This is a genomic window from Lactiplantibacillus plantarum, assembly GCF_014131735.1.
In the GTDB taxonomy this organism is placed as follows: Bacteria; Bacillota; Bacilli; order Lactobacillales; family Lactobacillaceae; genus Lactiplantibacillus; species Lactiplantibacillus plantarum.
In genome coordinates this window covers 1,141,809-1,160,794 of record NZ_CP039121.1, presented here as the reverse complement: position 1 = coordinate 1,160,794, position 18,986 = coordinate 1,141,809, and the positions used below count along the sequence as shown (strand labels likewise).

At 34.4% G+C, this 18,986-nt stretch carries 19 protein-coding genes and 2 pseudogenes; all 21 read right to left on the bottom strand.

Features of this window, described 5'->3' with window-relative positions; all coding sequences use genetic code 11:
• Positions 1-43 precede the first annotated feature (43 nt).
• The 21 genes and pseudogenes from E5260_RS05320 to rfbA all read right to left on the bottom strand — a co-directional run bounded on the left by E5260_RS05320 (position 44) and on the right by rfbA (position 18,972).
• Positions 44-454, bottom strand: a complete 411-nt coding sequence (locus E5260_RS05320) for a hypothetical protein (protein WP_225867890.1) — start codon at positions 452-454, stop codon at positions 44-46.
• A gap of 276 nt (positions 455-730) precedes the next feature.
• Entirely contained in the window at positions 731-1,246 is a 516-nt protein-coding gene (locus E5260_RS05315; protein ID WP_003643267.1) for a hypothetical protein, read from the bottom strand.
• Positions 1,247-1,365: 119 nt separating this feature from the next.
• The gene (locus tag E5260_RS15455; RefSeq protein ID WP_225867892.1) at positions 1,366-1,473 is read right to left on the bottom strand and encodes an immunity 63 family protein; all 108 of its coding nucleotides are present in this window, start codon (positions 1,471-1,473) and stop codon (positions 1,366-1,368) included.
• A 622-nt stretch (positions 1,474-2,095) separates the two neighbouring features.
• Positions 2,096-3,013 (bottom strand): hypothetical protein, encoded by a 918-nt coding sequence (locus E5260_RS05305; RefSeq protein WP_003643264.1) that lies wholly within the window; start codon positions 3,011-3,013, stop codon positions 2,096-2,098.
• Between the two features lie 541 nt (positions 3,014-3,554).
• Positions 3,555-3,757 (bottom strand): annotated as a pseudogene (locus E5260_RS15610) (hypothetical protein).
• A 167-nt stretch (positions 3,758-3,924) separates the two neighbouring features.
• Positions 3,925-4,320: a barstar family protein gene (locus E5260_RS05300; RefSeq protein ID WP_003643262.1), complete on the bottom strand. Its 396-nt coding sequence runs from the start codon at positions 4,318-4,320 to the stop codon at positions 3,925-3,927.
• A 213-nt stretch (positions 4,321-4,533) separates the two neighbouring features.
• Positions 4,534-4,721, bottom strand: a pseudogene (locus tag E5260_RS15450) (IS1182 family transposase); the annotation flags it as partial.
• A gap of 1,363 nt (positions 4,722-6,084) precedes the next feature.
• Positions 6,085-7,617: a lipopolysaccharide biosynthesis protein gene (locus E5260_RS05295; RefSeq protein ID WP_003643260.1), complete on the bottom strand. Its 1,533-nt coding sequence runs from the start codon at positions 7,615-7,617 to the stop codon at positions 6,085-6,087.
• 11 nt (positions 7,618-7,628) lie between these two features.
• Positions 7,629-8,543 (bottom strand): glycosyltransferase family 2 protein, encoded by a 915-nt coding sequence (locus tag E5260_RS05290; protein WP_003643259.1) that lies wholly within the window; start codon positions 8,541-8,543, stop codon positions 7,629-7,631.
• On the bottom strand, positions 8,536-9,792 hold the full coding sequence (locus E5260_RS05285; protein ID WP_003643258.1) for a hypothetical protein: 1,257 nt from the start codon (positions 9,790-9,792) through the stop codon (positions 8,536-8,538). Before E5260_RS05285 ends, E5260_RS05290 begins: the two co-directional genes overlap by 8 nt.
• A 26-nt stretch (positions 9,793-9,818) precedes the next feature.
• Complete coding sequence (locus E5260_RS05280; RefSeq protein ID WP_025015707.1) at positions 9,819-10,889, bottom strand: glycosyltransferase family 4 protein; 1,071 nt, start codon at positions 10,887-10,889, stop codon at positions 9,819-9,821.
• Complete coding sequence (locus E5260_RS05275) at positions 10,889-11,884, bottom strand: glycosyltransferase (RefSeq protein WP_158071021.1); 996 nt, start codon at positions 11,882-11,884, stop codon at positions 10,889-10,891. Before E5260_RS05275 ends, E5260_RS05280 begins: the two co-directional genes overlap by 1 nt.
• 24 nt (positions 11,885-11,908) lie before the next feature.
• Complete coding sequence (locus E5260_RS05270) at positions 11,909-12,763, bottom strand: glycosyltransferase (RefSeq protein ID WP_161803153.1); 855 nt, start codon at positions 12,761-12,763, stop codon at positions 11,909-11,911.
• 26 nt (positions 12,764-12,789) lie between these two features.
• Positions 12,790-13,593: a LicD family protein gene (locus E5260_RS05265; RefSeq protein WP_003643254.1), complete on the bottom strand. Its 804-nt coding sequence runs from the start codon at positions 13,591-13,593 to the stop codon at positions 12,790-12,792.
• An 18-nt stretch (positions 13,594-13,611) separates the two neighbouring features.
• The gene (locus E5260_RS15605; RefSeq protein ID WP_003643253.1) at positions 13,612-14,307 is read right to left on the bottom strand and encodes an acyltransferase; all 696 of its coding nucleotides are present in this window, start codon (positions 14,305-14,307) and stop codon (positions 13,612-13,614) included.
• Positions 14,308-14,309: 2 nt separating this feature from the next.
• The gene (locus tag E5260_RS05255) at positions 14,310-15,236 is read right to left on the bottom strand and encodes a capsular polysaccharide synthesis protein (RefSeq protein ID WP_161808382.1); all 927 of its coding nucleotides are present in this window, start codon (positions 15,234-15,236) and stop codon (positions 14,310-14,312) included.
• A 77-nt stretch (positions 15,237-15,313) separates the two neighbouring features.
• Positions 15,314-15,529: a type II toxin-antitoxin system RelB/DinJ family antitoxin gene (locus E5260_RS05250; protein WP_003643251.1), complete on the bottom strand. Its 216-nt coding sequence runs from the start codon at positions 15,527-15,529 to the stop codon at positions 15,314-15,316.
• A gap of 13 nt (positions 15,530-15,542) precedes the next feature.
• Positions 15,543-16,409: a dTDP-4-dehydrorhamnose reductase gene (rfbD, locus tag E5260_RS05245; protein ID WP_003643250.1), complete on the bottom strand. Its 867-nt coding sequence runs from the start codon at positions 16,407-16,409 to the stop codon at positions 15,543-15,545.
• Positions 16,410-16,479: 70 nt separating this feature from the next.
• Positions 16,480-17,508 (bottom strand): dTDP-glucose 4,6-dehydratase, encoded by a 1,029-nt coding sequence (gene rfbB / locus E5260_RS05240; protein WP_003643249.1) that lies wholly within the window; start codon positions 17,506-17,508, stop codon positions 16,480-16,482.
• A gap of 9 nt (positions 17,509-17,517) precedes the next feature.
• A complete protein-coding gene (gene rfbC, locus E5260_RS05235; RefSeq protein WP_003643248.1) occupies positions 17,518-18,099 on the bottom strand; it encodes a dTDP-4-dehydrorhamnose 3,5-epimerase in 582 nt (193 codons plus the stop codon).
• 3 nt (positions 18,100-18,102) lie between these two features.
• Positions 18,103-18,972 (bottom strand): glucose-1-phosphate thymidylyltransferase RfbA, encoded by an 870-nt coding sequence (rfbA, locus tag E5260_RS05230; protein WP_003643247.1) that lies wholly within the window; start codon positions 18,970-18,972, stop codon positions 18,103-18,105.
• Positions 18,973-18,986 lie beyond the last annotated feature (14 nt).

The window sequence follows — 18,986 nt, the reverse complement described above, 5'->3', positions numbered from 1 at the left end:
GTGTATGACACACTATATTTTATATAAACTAGTAAATACCGCTTTAATAGTCAAGATACAGGTTTCCACTGTTAAGACTGTTGACTTGTATCAAATCTAACCGCGAATACTCAAACATAAAACTCTCCATCGACTCATAACCTGGTACGTTCTTCTGACTAATATAATAAATATCCTGCTCTGCCTCGACTTCCAAGAACAATCTAACACCTATTTTCACATTAGCCTTAAGAATATTAAATTTTCTCCATTTACCAACATGCCTTTGCTTCATACTACCAAACAAAGCCAACTTACAGTCATATGTTTTACCAATCTCCATAAACTCAAAAGTCTCACCTTCATTTATTAGGTCTGAGTCATCAAAAACCTTTTCAACCGTATTCGTCTCGGTATTCTGAAGCATCAAATTCCTCGTGACAGCAGCAGCATCTATTGATAGCAACTTATACACTATATTCACTCCTCGTATTACTTATTCTCACATTGGATAAAACGATACGACGAAGCCGTTGTCCCCATATGCGACTCGATATACTTTTCCATTAATGCGATAGTCCACATATAGATTTTTTTACTAACGCCCATTTTATTGTCTTTGATCTTAAAGTTTTATCTAACAACTTAGGAATATTTTCTTTGTCCGCACCTCTATCAACAAAATTGGCTTCATGATTCTTTTTAACATATGTTTCAGTCCAGCATGATCATTTTCCTTAACGTTAATGATTCAAAGTTTCCCCGCCTCTTTTAAATTTCCAACCAAAGTGTTCCAGTCCTCATCATTAAAATTGGCTATTTGCGCCCCAACTATATCATTCTCACTATTTAAAAAAGCAAAAAAGTGATTTGAAATCATAATCATGGAAGAAATTTCTTCATTATCAAGTATAAAGAATATTTTTTTCTCCCCCATATAAAATTCAAAACTACTATTGTTAGTAATGACAGCCTCATATTCAAACTCATATATGTCAATAATAGGGTTAGCTTTGGATATGCTTCCATTAAAAATAAAATCACCGTTTTGAATATCATTGATAGAAGTAACTGTTACATTCACAATTTTCTTACTAACTGAATTAATTTTAAATTCAATAAAAGAATATTCCTTATTAATAAATCTATAGTAATAAAGCCCTTCTTCTTCCAAATCGTTTTCCGGAAAACTAATTGACACTGGCACATAGTAGTCTATTTCTATTTTCTCTTTAGAAACATTATTTTCAAACTCTTCTATTTTCATATTTTCCTCTTTATTTTAAGGTATATATTGAGTATATTTTAGACCGGTAGTTAGTCCGCCTTTCTTGGAGAACTAAAAAACAATTTCTAGTTTGCAATCTTGATTAATACTTCATAAATCTACCTGATTGCCAACAAGTCTGTCATAGAACTAGTAGCCCAATACATTATTTCAAAAAGATTATCTGTTACATTATACTTATTTTCAGTTTCTCGCTCACTATACACAAAATAATACCTCTGACCATCCGAATAAATATAAAAACCATCTTCACACACTTCTATGATTATTTGTTACAAAATTTTACGCTTAATAACATTAATATTTTTCAGTCTGGGAATTCTTTCTAATATATAACTTCCGTTGATATTTTAAACATTAACTCTTATTTTGTTATTAACTCAATATATTCCCCTTCAACAAGTCCTTCAATAGACATGGAAAGGTTATTTTAAATTTTCTCAAATAGCATAATAAAAGGTCCCTTAAAATTGACAAATTAATTATATTATTTCATCTGACAACCTTAGAAGGACTGTAGCTATTTCTCGTTGAATATCATTTATTTTATCTGACTAATTCCTATATTTATTAGCCCGTCACTTACCTCAAATAAATAAATTGAATGACAAGCTACCGACCATAACGATACTAGTTCATGCGTCATCACAGCTAAAGAAGCAAGCTGTTGGGATGAATGATAATGCCAACAAAATTGGATTAATTCTTTTTTCCTAACAAAAAGTTCCAGCACTTCAAGTCTAAAGTACCCATCAACAATAATCCAATAACCACAATAACTAGCACTAATTTATCCGCCAAAATGGTTGTTTTTAATGACATTGTCACTTACTCCATTACTTGGTGAACTGCCGTTAACCAATTCTGCCAAACCTCAGTCTGAATACGTTGGCTGTGTGGCAGATACGCTGCCTTCCAGAGATTACAACTCAATTTACGTACAGGATGCGTATGCAGTGCATTATCCGGAAATTCAATTTCAAAATAATCCTTTATCATTAAAAACACTTTTAAAATATCAAGTAATGTTTTATTACCTGAACTCTCCGAAAATCCCTCTTTCCAATAGCGATATTCTTCATTATTTTCACTAATAACTCTATTTTGCTGCAAAAAATTACCCAATTCACTATCATCACTAACCTGATAATAATGCTGTAAAAATTTCACAAACGCATAATACGACTGTGTCAAGTCCACCTTTTCCAGACTGGTCCCCATCGGAATTTCTGGTCGTGGCGCTGGCAAAACCTTGGCGCTTGGAAATTGATTTTTCCGAAAACCCTTTTCCTTTGGATTAGGCAATGATTGCCCCGTTTTAAGAAAGGGCGATTCATTGACTGGCACAACATTAGGATTCGTAATCCAATTAACAGCTGCGACCCAATTTTGCCACACGGGTTCCTGATTTCGTTGAGATTCTGTCATCTCACAAATTATTCTAATGTTATACGTCAAGCTTCCTGATACTGGTGTCGTTTCTGCGATATCCGGCAAATATTCATTCACAAACTGCTTGACGGCTTGAAAGCTCTCAAACACAGTGTGATTTTCGTTGCTCACGTCGCTAAAGAAAGCATGCCAGTCTTCCGCAATTGCCTGATCAAACAATTCCCCATCATCACTCCAAAGTGTGACACTCCCCAATAGACTTCCAAGATCATCGTCTTTACTAGCCCAATAGTAGGATTCCAAAAACTCAGACATTGAAAAGTAACTTTCCTGTTCACTTAATCTTTTTGTCAAGGTAACTTCACTCCATTCTTGATATACCAAGAAACTTTATGCATTCCATCTTTCATAACAGGAGCTGGTCGACTGTTAATACCACCATCAGTTATTTTACCATCGCGGACTCTAACCCAAATTTGCTTATGTGTTTTAGTAGTCTCCGCATACCAATCATTACCATGGGTATCCATACGTTTAAAATTAGATTTACGCCGCACGACTCTATGCAAAGTCTCATCGTGTTCCTGTGACCAAGTTGTAACCGGTAGCGGCATCTTTCCCTGTAATTATGGTTAAATATCATTATACCCAACTAGATCCGTTAGAAATGAAATGATACCCTTTATTAATACCGGTAACAGTCTAAAAAGTCCAGAACGCGCAATTTCATCAACGTTCTGGATCTTCAACCGAATTATTTCGTTTGCTTCTGCTTACTGAATCGTTGTCGTCCCCAAACAAACAGCAGGACATAAATAACGATAATCACCAAATTATAAACTAAACTAATTATCAGTTTCCGAACGCCTTTACCCGGTACCAGTACAAAGACTAATCAGACAATAAAGTAACCAACTGGTATAACACTACCGACTAATGACAATATTAGTCCATGTGTCGTAGTTTGTGTCATCACAGCTAAAATTGCCCGAACGACAAAGTAAGCTATTGGAATGATAGTGCCAACAAAATTAGATTGATTCCTTTTCCCAGTAAATAACTCCAGATTCTTAAGCCAACATAATGACCATTGCTAATACGCGAATAGTTGCAATAATTAACAACGATACACCCTACTAATATTGATGCTTTTTCTTAAGATGACTTCATACCGATGATAGACTCACATTTCAATCTTCAGACGTTTGTTCAACCTAACTATCCGAAATTAAGATTTTTATCTAAACTGAAGCTCAAATAAAGTATTATTTTACAATATAAACTTCAAAAATTCTTGGCTTACCGCCAACCATAATCCTGATAACATCCTTTTCCCAAAAGGGTAAAATAACATCCGTAAAACTTTCAGTTACTATTTCTTTTGCCCTGAGATCCTTATTCAAAAAAGACTCGTAATCATCTATGATTACACCAATCCTATGGTTAGGAATCCAACTCAAATCAGTCATCCAATCTGAATAAGCGTCAAAGCCTGCATAATCCGGCATTTTAAACTCTTTTCCCATAAAATTCAAATATTGTCGAGCGGTATGAATTTTATTACCAGGAACTTCAACGACAAAATAGTTCAAAGCCTTCAAATCTTTTTTCAAAGATAAAAGTTTGTTTTTATCAACATAAGAAATCGTATTTTTTTTCATTGTTATTACCCCATTTAACTTTCACAAAAGAAGCATAGTGATTATTCGTGTAATATACATGCCCTTTGCTATCTATCCAAAACCGGTTCAACATCGCTCTTACGCTGGCTATAAGCCTGACCGATTTCTGAAGCAGAACCAAAAGCAAGGTACGTTGTTTAGCTTTGGGGTATTCCCAATTTTCATTACAGAAATCCTTTTGAGATTTATTTAGTTATACACCAAAAGGGACAGTTTTACGACGAAAAGGTTATATTCCCGCGGGCGATTAAACTGGTAATCATATCTTATTTTTAAATTTTAATGCAACTGATTAATGCAACGAGCTGGGTGATTTTCTTCTGGTTGGTAATCTAAAGCGATACTCAAGGTAATTTGATTCATTTGTAATAGTCTTGCACATTAGGTATGTCTTGTCGGGATAGTTTCGTAGTGTACTAGGTGCGACCGATGCCTTTGTGGTCATGAAGATTTATATCAAACATCCAAATATCACAGAGCCTTTTTTCTACAGTTTGGCATACTGAGTGAAATCATTGAAGCTGGATCTTGATGTGACTAACAGTTATGCCAATAGTGTCCTCAAAATAACTGTTGAATATGGTGATTAAATGACATTTAGATCTTTTGCTACGAAAAATTTACAATTAAAGTGCAACAAATGATCAAAAAAAGATCCACAACCCGAGTTCTTGTGAACTATAATTACCATAACATACTTACAAGAGAGGCTCAGACCATGAGCCTATATCATCTTGACTGTGAATACCTATTGGTTAGACTAACTTTAAAATAGTCTTATCACGACATTGTCCAACGCGTTGGTTATTCTAGCACATGAGATTAGTTTCACTCTAGATATTCCGTGGTTAACGCACAACTGAATTATGAACTCAATGCTTGAATAGTCGACGACCACGAATTTTATCGCAACTTGATATCCAGGTGTTTGTCATTAATTGTATTACTCCCCAAAACAAATCGCAGAATGTTTTAATTTTGAACATAGTAACTAGAAGATCAGCTACAACACAATTTTTCGTAGGATCACTTTGAATAATCTTGTTGAAAAGCATAAAAATTTTGGTGCCCATGGGCTTGGCCGTCTACTAACACACCATGGTAAAATGCATAAAGTTACAGGGGCCATCAGGGAACTACGTGGCTGTTTTGACAATGTCCCTTCAATTCGTGAACGTTCACTTTCAACTGAAAATAGGACGCATTATAAGCATTGGTAACATTAGTCAACTGTAAATCACAACATTTACCAGCCGAACGGGTAAGTAACATCGCACAAGCTATGATGGATTGGCTGAATAGCGTCACATGCCAATATGCTCACATCCCATCGTGGGACCGAGTTTGCCAATTATCAAGACGTCATCAAAATCTTTAGAATTGCCATTTTCCTTAAATCCACACGCGCCACAACAACGTGGAACTAACAAAACCACAACAGTCTGATTTATGAATGTTTCCTTTAAAGGAAGTGATTTAAACGACCTCATTGACAAGAAATTATCGTATTCGTCACAGATTTAAACAAACGATCATGCAAGCTTTGGGAATGGCAAAGTCTAAGTGAAATTTTCTTCGGTAAAACGTTGCGCTTGACCTGACAAGTCGTCACAGAAGAGCAATTAAATTCGTTATAAACAATTCACATTATACCCTATTTTACTACTTACTAATCAACATATTACCTATGTAATTTTGGACCATACATAGTGCTGATATTACGGTTTCTGCCTGCATACAACTCTATCTCTTGAATAAATGTACAATACTTGAAATACGTAAACTGTTGTAATCTTTCGGAAAAGCAATCAAAACTGTAATATAATGAAAAAACAATAATGCAATTAGTCCAACTGTAATCGATACTAATCCTGATTCAACAATATTTATCCGTGTAAGATCCAAATTGAATTGCAATAGTGCAATTAATCCCCCTCCTGATATTAGGCTTACTAAATAAAATTTGATATACTTTCTAAAAGTTATGCCGATTGCTACACGAAACACAATCAATGGTTCCCACCAGGAATTAACAAGTAAATTAGATAACAAAGTTCCTAAAACTACTGCAGCAATACCTAAATTAGTATATTTTATTAAAAACAATGAAATGATAAAATTTGTCCCAGCTTCAACTAATGACTTGTAGCGCATCTCCCAATAAGTCCCATATGCATTCATAAAATTTAAATTGGAATATCTGAGACTTGATACAAAGAATCCAAAAATAATTAAGTACGTAAGTATTGGAGAAAGCATGTATTTTTTACCAACCCAAAAAATAATAAAAGAAGGAAAAAATAATGCTGCAGTTATAGATATAAAAAAAGCAACATAATTTACTAATTGTGAATATTGAAAGAAAATTTCTGCTTGCTTTTTCTTGGTTCCAGTAATGCGCAAGTTTCCAATAGATGCTGTAACAGCACTCAAGCCTTGATTAATTACTGTAGTAATACCATTAATAATCAATGTATAGTTTGAATATTTTCCAACTGCAGCCAACCCAATAAATCCTGATAATAAAAGATTGTCTGTACCAAAAACAACCACTCCACCTATCTTCGAAGAAATCATACCTATAACGTTTCGTTTTAAATAGCTTAATGTTTTCTTTTCAACACGTTCGGTTACTCGTTCTTTGAGATATGGATATCTCTTATTAGCCAATTTTGAAATCTGCCAATTACTTAAAACAGTAAAGACGATCTGTATGACTAAATATACATAATAAGACTTATACATAACTAAGAAAATTATCTGTATAGATTGCATCACCACATTGAAAATAAGCTGATTGAAAGAATTGATATACCCTTCCTGATTTGCAACAAAAATGGATCTTTTATAACTCCAGAAATAAGATAACACCGAGTTCAATAAATATAAAAGAAAAGCAATATAAATATTTCCGACATCGTACTTTCCAGCGATTAAGTATGGTAGAAATATTAATATAACCGCGCCACCAAACATTAATATTAGGGCAATAATATGGTAACACCTTTTATAAAGAAACATTAACGCTTTAATTTGTGGTATGTCATGTTCGCTTAAGGGTCTGTACATAGAAAATACAATTGCTGAACCTATTCCCAGTTCTGCAAATGACAATATATTCAAAAGATTTGTGAATAATCCATTTAATCCTAAATATTGCTCTCCCAATACCCTAATAAAAATGGTACGAGAAACAAATGAAAAAAGCAGGCTTAAGAATTGTCCAATTATCGCTACAGTTGAATTAATTACTGATGCTTTTCTTCTGTTCTTCACTTTTTACCTCCTCAGTATTCCAACATCAATCGAATTCGAAAATATATTATAGCAAGACTAGCCTGCCCATGTTCAAACACCATAGACAATCTGAATTTACGTAAAAAGACATCATTGAACACTTGTACCGCATAATTTTTATATTCTATTTTCCTTAACATAGATACTTGACGAATATAGTTCATTAAGAATATTAGAACATTAACGATCATTGCCGAATAAGCTTTACTGTACCCCTCTTTATGAGCCCACTCAATAAAGTCCAATTGATGATTCACCAATTTAATTCTTCCTTCATCAAAGGTCATATTCGTATTTCCATCTCGATTTTCACGATAAAAGTATCTATCCTCATCAATTATTTTACATTTTATTATATTTTGAAATGCATGCATAAAGAAAAGAATTTCTTCATGAACTTCCCCTTCAGGAAAAAAAACTCCACATAAAGTCTTTCTGCGAAAGACTTTATTCCAGACCACCGTACCTATTCTACCCAAAAACATCTCAGAAATAAAAGAATCAATCGAAACATCTCCACCGCTTAAACGTTTTTTTTGTTTCGGAAATAAATATGATATCAGGTCTGTATCATCATCAAATCTTAAAACAGCATCATATAAAAATAACGGATCGTAAATATCATCTGGATCCAGAAATGCAATTAAATCTCCAGTAGCTTTTTTTAATCCAACATTTCTTGCATGTGATTGTCCAAAATTAGCCGTTTGGATTAAAATAAATCTATCGTCATCCTGAGTATATCTTTTTGCTAACTGATAAGACATGTCAGTTGAACCGTCGTCAACCAATATTGCCTCAAAATTTGTATACTTTTGTTTTATAATACTCTCAATTGATTGACGGATATATCCTTCCACATTATAAATCGGAACAATTATAGTTACTTTTAGTGTGTTATCCATTAGTTTTTCTCTTTATCTTTTCTACTTTCAAAAATTGCGAATCTTTACTTAATAGCATTAGCAGTAGGATTCCTGAAAAAAACACAATATGATTATTAGCAATTCCAAAAAATGAAAAAATCACTAACATATTTTGCAGTACCAGAGACACTGGCTGATACATAGACCGCATAGATTTCCAGAAGTATAAATACACAACTACCAAACCAATAATGCCGATATCCAAAAAGGTAGCAAGCATTTGGTTATCCACAGTATTCTCAGTAAAGCTCTTCACTATCGCGTCATATTGATACCCTTTTCCAAAAAGATACGAAACTATATTTTGCTGATAATAATTCTCGAAAAATATCAAACCTCTAAATCTCGCACGTAGAGTTCCAAAAAAAGCACTTTGAAAAAAAGTAAGTGTGTTTAACACATTGGCTATCTCGACTGTAACTGCTTGCATTATAATACCAACAATAAAAAGAATATTTTTCATCTTGTTACTATTAACAAAACGAAGAAACATTAACAATACAAACAAAAAATATATGTTTCGAGTCAGAGTCATAATAAGTGCAATAATAAATAATGTTCCTAGAGGAAGCTTAGCATATCTATTAATTTTCAACTTGCCAAAAAACAACACTGCTAACCCTAATAATAGAAATAGACCAAGTGTCATTCCGCTATCAAATAGTCCAAATGCACGATAACCACCATTACTACCGAGAATTCCCAGAGAAGAAACATCATTTAATTGTGTACTTGCAACAGATGCATCACCATTTTGATTTACAATTGGCACAATCGATTGGCCCGTTATGTATTGAACAATTCCCAGAAGAGCATTAGGAACTGTATACACGACGATCCCCCAATACATCGCAGACAACGACAATGTAAACCTGTTATACTTAAAAATCGACAATGCCATAACAACAATTAAAATGAAGTATCCTGACATACGCCACGAAACGGGTTGTGAATTGATTCTAGATGTAATTACCAAAACAATAATCAGCACAATAAAATATAGAAAACCTGATACACTAATTTTCAAGTTATTTAAAGTAAATTCATTGGAATATGCAGCTGCAGAAATTATAAAAAAAATAATTAAAACAAACACAAATAATAGTTTAATAAAATAACCAGCTAACTGTTCATTTATCCCGATCATATCTGATAATCTTGCAATCACACTTGGCACCATTTGTATTAATATCAGAATAGTTAACACAAAACTAATAAACTTCTTCATAATATAAGTTTCCTCAAATTCTTGAGTTATTCTTTCAACAAAATTTCTTCAAATAATTTGGCACTTTTTTCAAATGTAAACTTCGAAACCTTACTTTCACCAGCGTACCCCATTCTAATACGTTTAGAGTCATTTTTAAGAAGTGTCACAATATTTCGAGCCAAAGCTTCAACATCACCGGGGCGACTCAATAGTGCTGTTTGTTCATGTATACCGAAATCATCTACTCCCCCATTTTTAGTGGATACTAAAGCTGCTCCACACGCCATGGCTTCAGTTGCTGTTAAACCCCATCCTTCAAGATAACTTGTTAATATATAGATTGACGACCTGTTATATATAAGATTTCTCAATGTATCCTCATTTACATTTTCATAATAAGTATAATAATTTGGTAGTTGGTATAGAGGCTTATGGGTTCCAAACATAATTACTTGAAGATCAGGGATATTTTTTTTTACAATTTTTAGTGCTTCAATACCAACTATTGTTCCTTTAGATGGATTTGGATGTTGAATTAAGCTCACAATATGGCTTCTGCTTTCAATAGGAACCGTAACAAAAAAATCATTTGTATCTACATAATTACGAACCAAGTACACATTAGAATCGTATTTTTTCACCTTGTTATAAAGCCATGTACTTATAACTATTTTTTTATAAGGAAGCTTCCAGGCTTGACGGACAATCTTTTTATCATAGTAAACTTTTTCATCATGCTGAATTAAATAAAAGCAGTGCGTAAAATCATCAAGTTGTTCTCCCAAGCTCAAGGCAATTCCGTAATCGAACGCTAAGAGAATCTCATTTGCCCTTTTTGATATTTTCTTCGTTGAAAAACAATAATTTACTTTGATAGTTTTATTTAATTTGAACCAATCTATATGATTTTGAAACTTTTTCCTTAACAAAAATGTCCGAAAATGTTTTATTGTTGCCAATTGATTCCATTTTCTCGCACGAAATGGCGTATCGGCAACAAATGTAATACATATCTGATGCCCCCTCTCTGCAAGATAATTGGCATATTCATATAGAATTTTTCTCCCACCAGAAGGCGTATCATCATGAAAGCGCAAAACAAAATGTATTAGCACTATTTTCCCTCCCTTCGAGTTTTTTCTATCCACTGTGCTTTACCCAAAACACCTTTAACTCCCTGTCTCATCGCTTTTTTTAGCAATAAAAACTTCTTAATTCCATTGATATTTTTAGGCATGTAATCAATGAACATCCAAAGCTGTAAGAAATAATAATTCATCCAAAATATCAAGTTATTACTTTTTAATTCTATATAACTAATATAAAGTTCATTTCTGTAAGTATATAATGGCCTATATATCTCATCAGTTGTAAAAAATGCGCCCCTATTGGTTTTTTTTATGGAATTAATTTCTTGCCATGCTATGCCCTGATCATATGACTTTGCCTCTTTATATTGGTAAATTTGATAACCATTTCTCGTAATCCTCAAAGTGAAATCTATATCATCAGAATACAAGTAAAAATCCTTATTGGGTAACCCCACCTCATCAAGCAGTTTTACTGGAAATATCAACCCGGAGTATGGAGCAGTTATCAAACGATTCACTTCAGCATATTTTCGCGGAATCATTTTGTAGTTTTTAAACAAAACATGTAGTAATGTAAATCCATTAATTGTGTTGAAGATAGAGTCAATGGTCTTTTCAAATTCTTCCGAGAATGCCAAATCACTTTGAACTTCAGGTCTAAACAATGACCAGATATGCTTGTTCTCATAAGAATATAAATGTTCCGCACAATTTAGTGCTTTGAAAGCATTGTCATCTATAATATTATCATCGTCCATAATTAAGACATTAAAATTATGCTCCGATTTATTTTTCAAATATTTCAATCCGACATAAAACCCGCCTGCAGATCCTTCATTCTTTTCATTTATTATAAGTTTCAGTTTTGGAAAAGAGCTAATTTTAGATTGCAAATCATATTCCAACCCATTTTGTACAATAATCACTTCATCTATTCGCTTATGTTTCATAATCGAATCTAACGTTTTTTTCAGCAAAGGCCATCTTTCTCCGTAAGTAACAACTACGACCTTTGTCACTAAATTTTCGAAGTCCATAGGAATTTACTTTTTCTCCTTACTCTGATTCCTTACTAACTTTAAATAAACCTCTGTTGAATTTACCATATTGTCTAATTGGAATTTTTGTCTACTAATCACATTATTAAAGGTTTCACGTGTAGCAGTATTTTGATGATGCAATACGCAGATTGAAGGATCAAATTTCGATATTAAATGCCGTTTTTTTAAATTCAAGCTCATAATTTCAGTTTCAAAATAAAAAAACGTATTTTCATCAAATGGAAACTTAACATGATCAATAAACCCTTTTGAGAAAACCAAAATTGAACCATGCAAAACAACATTTGTTGCAGGTTGTAGGTTCACGTTTGATTTTCTACTGTCTAATTTAACCTTTAAAGATCGAAGTAATAATATATTCTTTAAGCTTGCTCTAAGGGCAAATTTAAATTTACTTTGATTTAATAATTTTTTATTTTTTCTATTTATACTTAAGACTTGATCATAAGTGTAAATACCATATTTTTTAGGATTTTGGTGCACACCCGTTTCTGGGACTAAAATATCTGGGCCTAAGACATCAAAATATTCATCTGTAAAAGACTGTTGTATCTGCTGAATAAATTTTTTGTTAGTAAATTCTATATCATTATTCAATAAAACATAAAAGTCAGCATTATATCTATGTGCAAATTCATATCCAACATTACATCCTCGTGCGAAACCAAAATTTTCCTTATTTAAGAGTACATCTACACAATCAATATTAGCAAAATGCGAAAACAGTTTTTTCCCGGATTCATTTGGGGAATGATTATCAACAATAATTATCCGCTTGCTTCCATAAAGATCGTTCAAAATATGATTTACTGCGTTGAGGGTTGAATCAATTGCCATATAATGTAATATTATAAAAATTGTCATTACTGTATCCTTTTATCCTTTAAATGACTTTTTTTGTAGGCTGGTTCTTCAGACGCATAATTATTTCCATATAATTGTTTTAAATACTTGTCATACTGTTCAGGAATACGAAATTGTGTATCTTCGAAATTGACTACTTTCCCTTTTCCCCATACCTTTTGTGGGAAAAGTTCTTTATCAAATAATGAACCCGTTATAGTTCCTTTCCATGCAGTTCTACCCCAATTTTTACGATAAATTTTATCTAACTTATCGTAAACTTGATTTTGCGTGTAGAATTTCTGAATTCCTGTCCACTTAATCATCTTGATAGCCCTCTGTCGAAAACTCGAGTGAATCATTATTGTATCCTTAATATCTACGGTCCAAACAGCTCCCAAAGCACGAAGTATACCAACCCGATATTTGAAAATTTTTCTACCAATCCAAGTATTCGGTACATTATCTAATGGTAAAATATCAATTATTGAAAAACCTAAATGATTATTTTTAGGTAATCCTTCCTTAATGCGTAAATCTTCTTTGATTAAAAGTCTTGGAAAATATGCATGAATTTGGTCACCATAAGTATAACTTGCAATCCAAAAATTTTGAGACCACTCTTCTGAGAAAACTTTCAAAAGCTTTTCATAATCATCCCTAGGAACTGCAATATCCATATCATCATCCCAAGGGATAAATCCACCATATTTTACGGCTCCCATTACTGAACCACCACGTAGAAAAAAAGAAATATTATGCTCATGTGCTACCTCTCTAAATTCCTTAAGCGCCATTAATTCAATTTTTTGAATTGATGTCATAATTAAAAATTTCACTCCTTATTTTCTATATTTAATAATTTTTGCAGGAACTCCGCCCACCACACTTAATTTTGGAACATCATCCGTTACAACTGCTCCCGCGGCAATTACTGCCCCAGTATGTATCGTAACTCCATCAAGAATTGTTACCTTTGCTCCAATCCAAACATTATCCTCAATCGTTACACCTTTTCTACTTGTACCTTGATTCCTAATAATCTCTTTTTGATTCTTAAAGTTATGGTTTTCAGCATGTAATGAAAAATACGGTCCAATAATAACATCATTACCTATGCAAACTGACCCACGAATCGAAAGCATTGAATTCGCAGAAATACCTACATTATCTCCAACAATCAATTCCACACCTAAATCTTGCAGCACTCCAAATCCCTCAATCATACTATTTCTACCCAAAGTAAAATTCTTTCCAAGCTCAATATTATGCTTCACCCTGGCATCAATAAACGAGCCACTGCCAAGATTTAACGTGCCATGCGTAATAATATTTTGTGGCGAAATAACCGTTACTTTTTTGTCACGAAAAATAACACCGTATCCTTTAATACGAAATCTTAAAAACATTCCCCGTATAATCATAAATCCTCTTATTATCACCGTACTTAATAACTGTATCTGAGTCATATCCTTATCAATTAAATACTTCGACCCTTTTAATTTATATATAATATTTTCAATCAGCTTTTTTAGCATTTTTAATCACCCATTTGTAAAATCAATTTAACATTACTAGGGTCTTCTAAATAATTGTAGTTGCTATCTTGTGATGGCATATTTTTGTAGGTGACCTTTTGTATTGGAAATTCATTAAAAGCCTGCTTTATAGCTTCTGGGTTTTGCTTATCTCGCAACTGATACATTAACATCAGTGGCAAACTATTGGGAATTTTCTTAATATTGAGCATTTCCTCAGGATGATATTTTAAAACCAAGTGTAAAAATATATGAAACAAAAAATAATCAACAATATACCTGTTTTTCTTCCAGTACTTCATCAGTAATTCATATGTTTGTTTTAATACCGGCTCATTTTTGCGTGCAGATAACAACCAACTAGATAGCCAAATAGCATTTCCTGATTGACCTGGTCTCAAATTTTGAAAAAAGAATAATCCCTTATCAATTTCTTTCAGTATATCTGCCGGAACTTTTTTAATAAATACAGTAGCATCTACCCAAACACCACCATATTCAATTAAGAGATACAATCTTAACAGATCGGAAAAATGCGTGTTACTAATCAATCCTTTATTCCATTTTTCCATAACAAAATCTGGAAGATGGACATATGATGTCAAATTTTCGTTATCAATTAAAATCACTTTTCTGTTTGGAAAGTTTTTTCGAACAGACTTTATTGCTTGTTGAACTATAATAGGCGCGTTTTCTTCGCCTTGTAACCAACTCATCCAAACTATATTTCCAGTAGAAGTTTCCGTAGGACTTTCCAAAGGCTTTTCTAAACTATTTTTATACTTTTTCTCCAACTTTTTCTTTACTTTATTTCGTCTGCCCATTTGTACCAGCTCAAGGGATGTCTTATCTGTACCATTAATAAGTACGGATATACCGGTATATAAAAAGGTTCTTGAATAAAAAGACTCCTCCATAAATTTCTTCACATCGTCAGATCGCAATTTCATAAATTATCTGCACCTCATAATATTCTTTTTCTGCATTCATACACTACTTATAAAAACTAATTCAATTTCGGTTTATTAGCAGAAGCCAGCGAAGAATCAACTTTTTGAGGTCTAAAGGGTAGTCCATTTACTGCTAAACTTTGTTTAAAAAAAAGATTTACGGCTGTTGATAAATCTAATCCCATATCGTTAAATAATGCCTTTAATTTGTTCTTTTCATCTTTATTGATACGCATTGCAAACATAGTTTTTTCATCTTTACCTAGAGCCATAATTATATTTCCCTCACATATTAAGATTATTCTTTTTTTCTACTAAACTTCTATTAAACATCGATAAAGCTTCTTGCCAGGTCAAAATTTGATAACCAGTTGCTTTAGCTTTATCCAAATTCATCACTGAATGCTGTGGCCGATAAGCCTTTTGTGGGAACTGTTCAGAAGTAACTGGCGCTACTTCAACATCAGTATCCTTCAAAATTTCCTTCGCAAAGTCATACCAAGTGGCTGTATTATCGTTACTTAATTGATAGGTCCCTGAAGCGGCTTCAGTTTTCACCAGGTGGGCCATAAATTCTGCTAATGTTCGCGTCCAGGTTGGTCGTCCAAGTTGATCATTGACGACTGTCAACTTGTCATGCGTCTTTGCTAAATTCTGCATTGTGAAGACAAAGTTATGCCCAAATTCACCGAAAACCCAGCTAGTCCGAACAATATAGTAATCAGCACCGCTATGACGAACGGCTTCTTCACCAGCCCACTTAGCACGCCCGTACTCATTCTTGGGGTTGGCTGGGTCATCTTCTAAATATTCACCTTTATTGGTGCCATCAAAAATGTAGTCAGTAGAAACATAAACCAATTTAACACCCTGTTCAGCTGCTACTTGGGCTAAATTTTTTGTTCCATCAACATTGACCAGCCAATTGAGGGCTTTGCCTTCATCTTCGGCCTTATCAACTGCTGTGTAAGCCGCGCAATCATATAAGACCGCTGGTTGTAACTCTGCAATCTTAGCTTTGACTGCGTCTAAGTCTGTAATATCCAATTCTTTTTCAGTCAGCGCGTCAAATACCATCCCTTGTTCATTTAATAGTCGTTGCAACTCATGACCTAACTGACCATTGGCACCAACAATCATTACTTTAGCCATTTTTATTTTCTCTCCTAGAAAATAAGCGAACTGTCCATTGACACTCCGCCTATTTAAAACATTTGATATTTTATTGCCCGTTCTTGGCGTAGTTTGATTCAACCTTGTTCTTATCTGCTTGCCACCAGTCTTGATGGTCCGTATACCAATCAATCGTTGCTTTCAAACCAGACCGGAAGTCAGTAAACTCTGGCTGCCAACCTAATTCCGTGCGCAACTTAGTTGAATCGATTGCATAACGTAAATCATGGCCGGGACGGTCCTTAACAACATCATAGGCATCTTTAGGCTGACCCATTAATTCAAGAATCATTTCCAAGACGTCCTTATTGTTCATTTCGCCATCGGCACCAATCAGGTAGGTCTCACCAATCTTACCCTTGGTTAAAATATCCCAAACGGCCGCAGAATGGTCGTTCGTGTGAATCCAGTCACGAACGTTTTTACCACTACCATATAATTTTGGCCGAATACCACTTAAAATATTGGTAATTTGGCGTGGAATAAATTTCTCAATATATTGATAAGGACCATAATTATTTGAGCAGTTTGAAATAGTGGCTTGTAAGCCAAACGAACGCACCCAAGCCCGAACTAAGAGATCACTGCTGGCCTTAGATGAAGAGTATGGGCTGGAAGGCTTATACCGACTAGTTGGTGTAAACTTCTCGCCAACACCCTCACCATGGCCCGGTAAATCTTCCCGTAATGGTAAATCACCGTATACTTCATCAGTGGAAACATGGTGGAAGCGTTTGTTGAACTTATGTGCGGATTGAATCAGCGTATAAGTCCCAATAATATTCGTTTCGATGAATGGCCATGGATCCTTCAATGAATTATCATTGTGGCTTTCAGCGGCGTAATGGACAACCGCGTCAGTTTGTTGCATTAATTCATCAACTAAGGGCGCATCACAAATGTCACCCACAACTAATTTAACCCGGTCGCCTAGAATTTCTTCCAAGTTGGCCCGATTACCAGCATAAGTTAACTTATCTAACACGGTAATCTTGACTTCGGGATGATGATTATAAACATAGTGAACAAAGTTAGAGCCAATAAAGCCGGCACCACCGGTAACTAATAAGTTTTCCATGACGTCTCCTCAAATTTCGCCGTAAGCAAACGGATTGTTCTGTTCAAATTCTTTGAAGGTCTGTTGTTTAGCATCCTTTTCAGAAGTAATAGCTTGATCGTAGTCAATAGGCCAGTTAATGTTTAAATCTTTATCCATAAAGGTGATTCCACCATCAGCTTCAGCATTGTAGTAGTTATCACACTTGTATAAGAAATTAACATTATCAGTCAATGTCACAAAGCCATGGGCAAAGCCACGGGGGACTAACAATTGACGGTGGTTACTTTCAGAGATAATATAGCCTTCCCATTCCCCGTACGTAGGTGAGCCAGCACGAACGTCCACAATAACATCAAGCACGGCACCAGTCACCACGCGAATCAATTTAGTTTGCGCTGCCTTGCCACGTTGAAAATGCAGTCCCCGCAAAACACCCGCTTCAGCTGACAATGATTGATTATCCTGAATGAAATCAAAATCAATTCCAGCTTCTTTGAAATCACGGTCAGAGTAAGTTTCCGTAAAGAACCCGCGCTTGTCACCAAAAACTGCTGGTTCAATAATCTTAACATCTTGTAACTTAGTCGTTGTTACCTTTAATTTGCCCAAAATTTAAGCCCTCCCAATTAATCTTAATAAGTATTGACCGTAATCATTCTTCTTCAATGGTTGCGCCAATTCATACACTTTATCAGCATCGATATAGCCCATCCGATAGGCCACTTCTTCGAGACAAGCCACTTTTAGGTTCTCACGTCTTTCAACAGTTGCAATAAAACTACTTGCTTCTTGTAATGAATCATGGGTCCCAGTATCAAGCCAGGCAAAACCACGACCCATGAGTTCAACATCTAACTCATTATGTTCTAAGTAAACTTTGTTGATATCCGTAATCTCCAATTCACCACGTGGTGATGGTTGAATATTCTTCGCAATATCAACGACTTGATTATCATAAAAATACATTCCCGTGACGGCATAATTACTAGCTGGATGGTCTGGCTTTTCAACAATGGACTTTGCATGCATATTTTCATCAAAGTCAACGACACCAAACCGCTCCGGATCATTGACATGGTAACCAAAGACCGTGGCCCCCTTCGGCTTAGCGCTAGCATGTTGAAGCATCTTGGATAAGCCGCCACCATAATAAATATTATCACCTAAAATAAGGCAAACTGAGTCGTCACCAATAAAATCAGCACCCAAAATAAACGCTTCAGCCAGACCATTAGGATTTTCTTGGACTGTATAAGATAACTTCAAGCCCAAATCATGTCCATCCCCCAGTAACTCTTTGAATCTTGGTGTATCTTTTGGTGTTGAAATGATTAATATATCCCGAATACCTGCCAACATCAGTGTTGACAGTGGATAATAAATCATAGGCTTATCATAAATGGAAATTAACTGTTTTGAAATGGCCCGGGTAATTGGATATAGTCTCGTTCCCGACCCTCCAGCTAAAATAATGCCTTTCATTCATATTTCCTCCT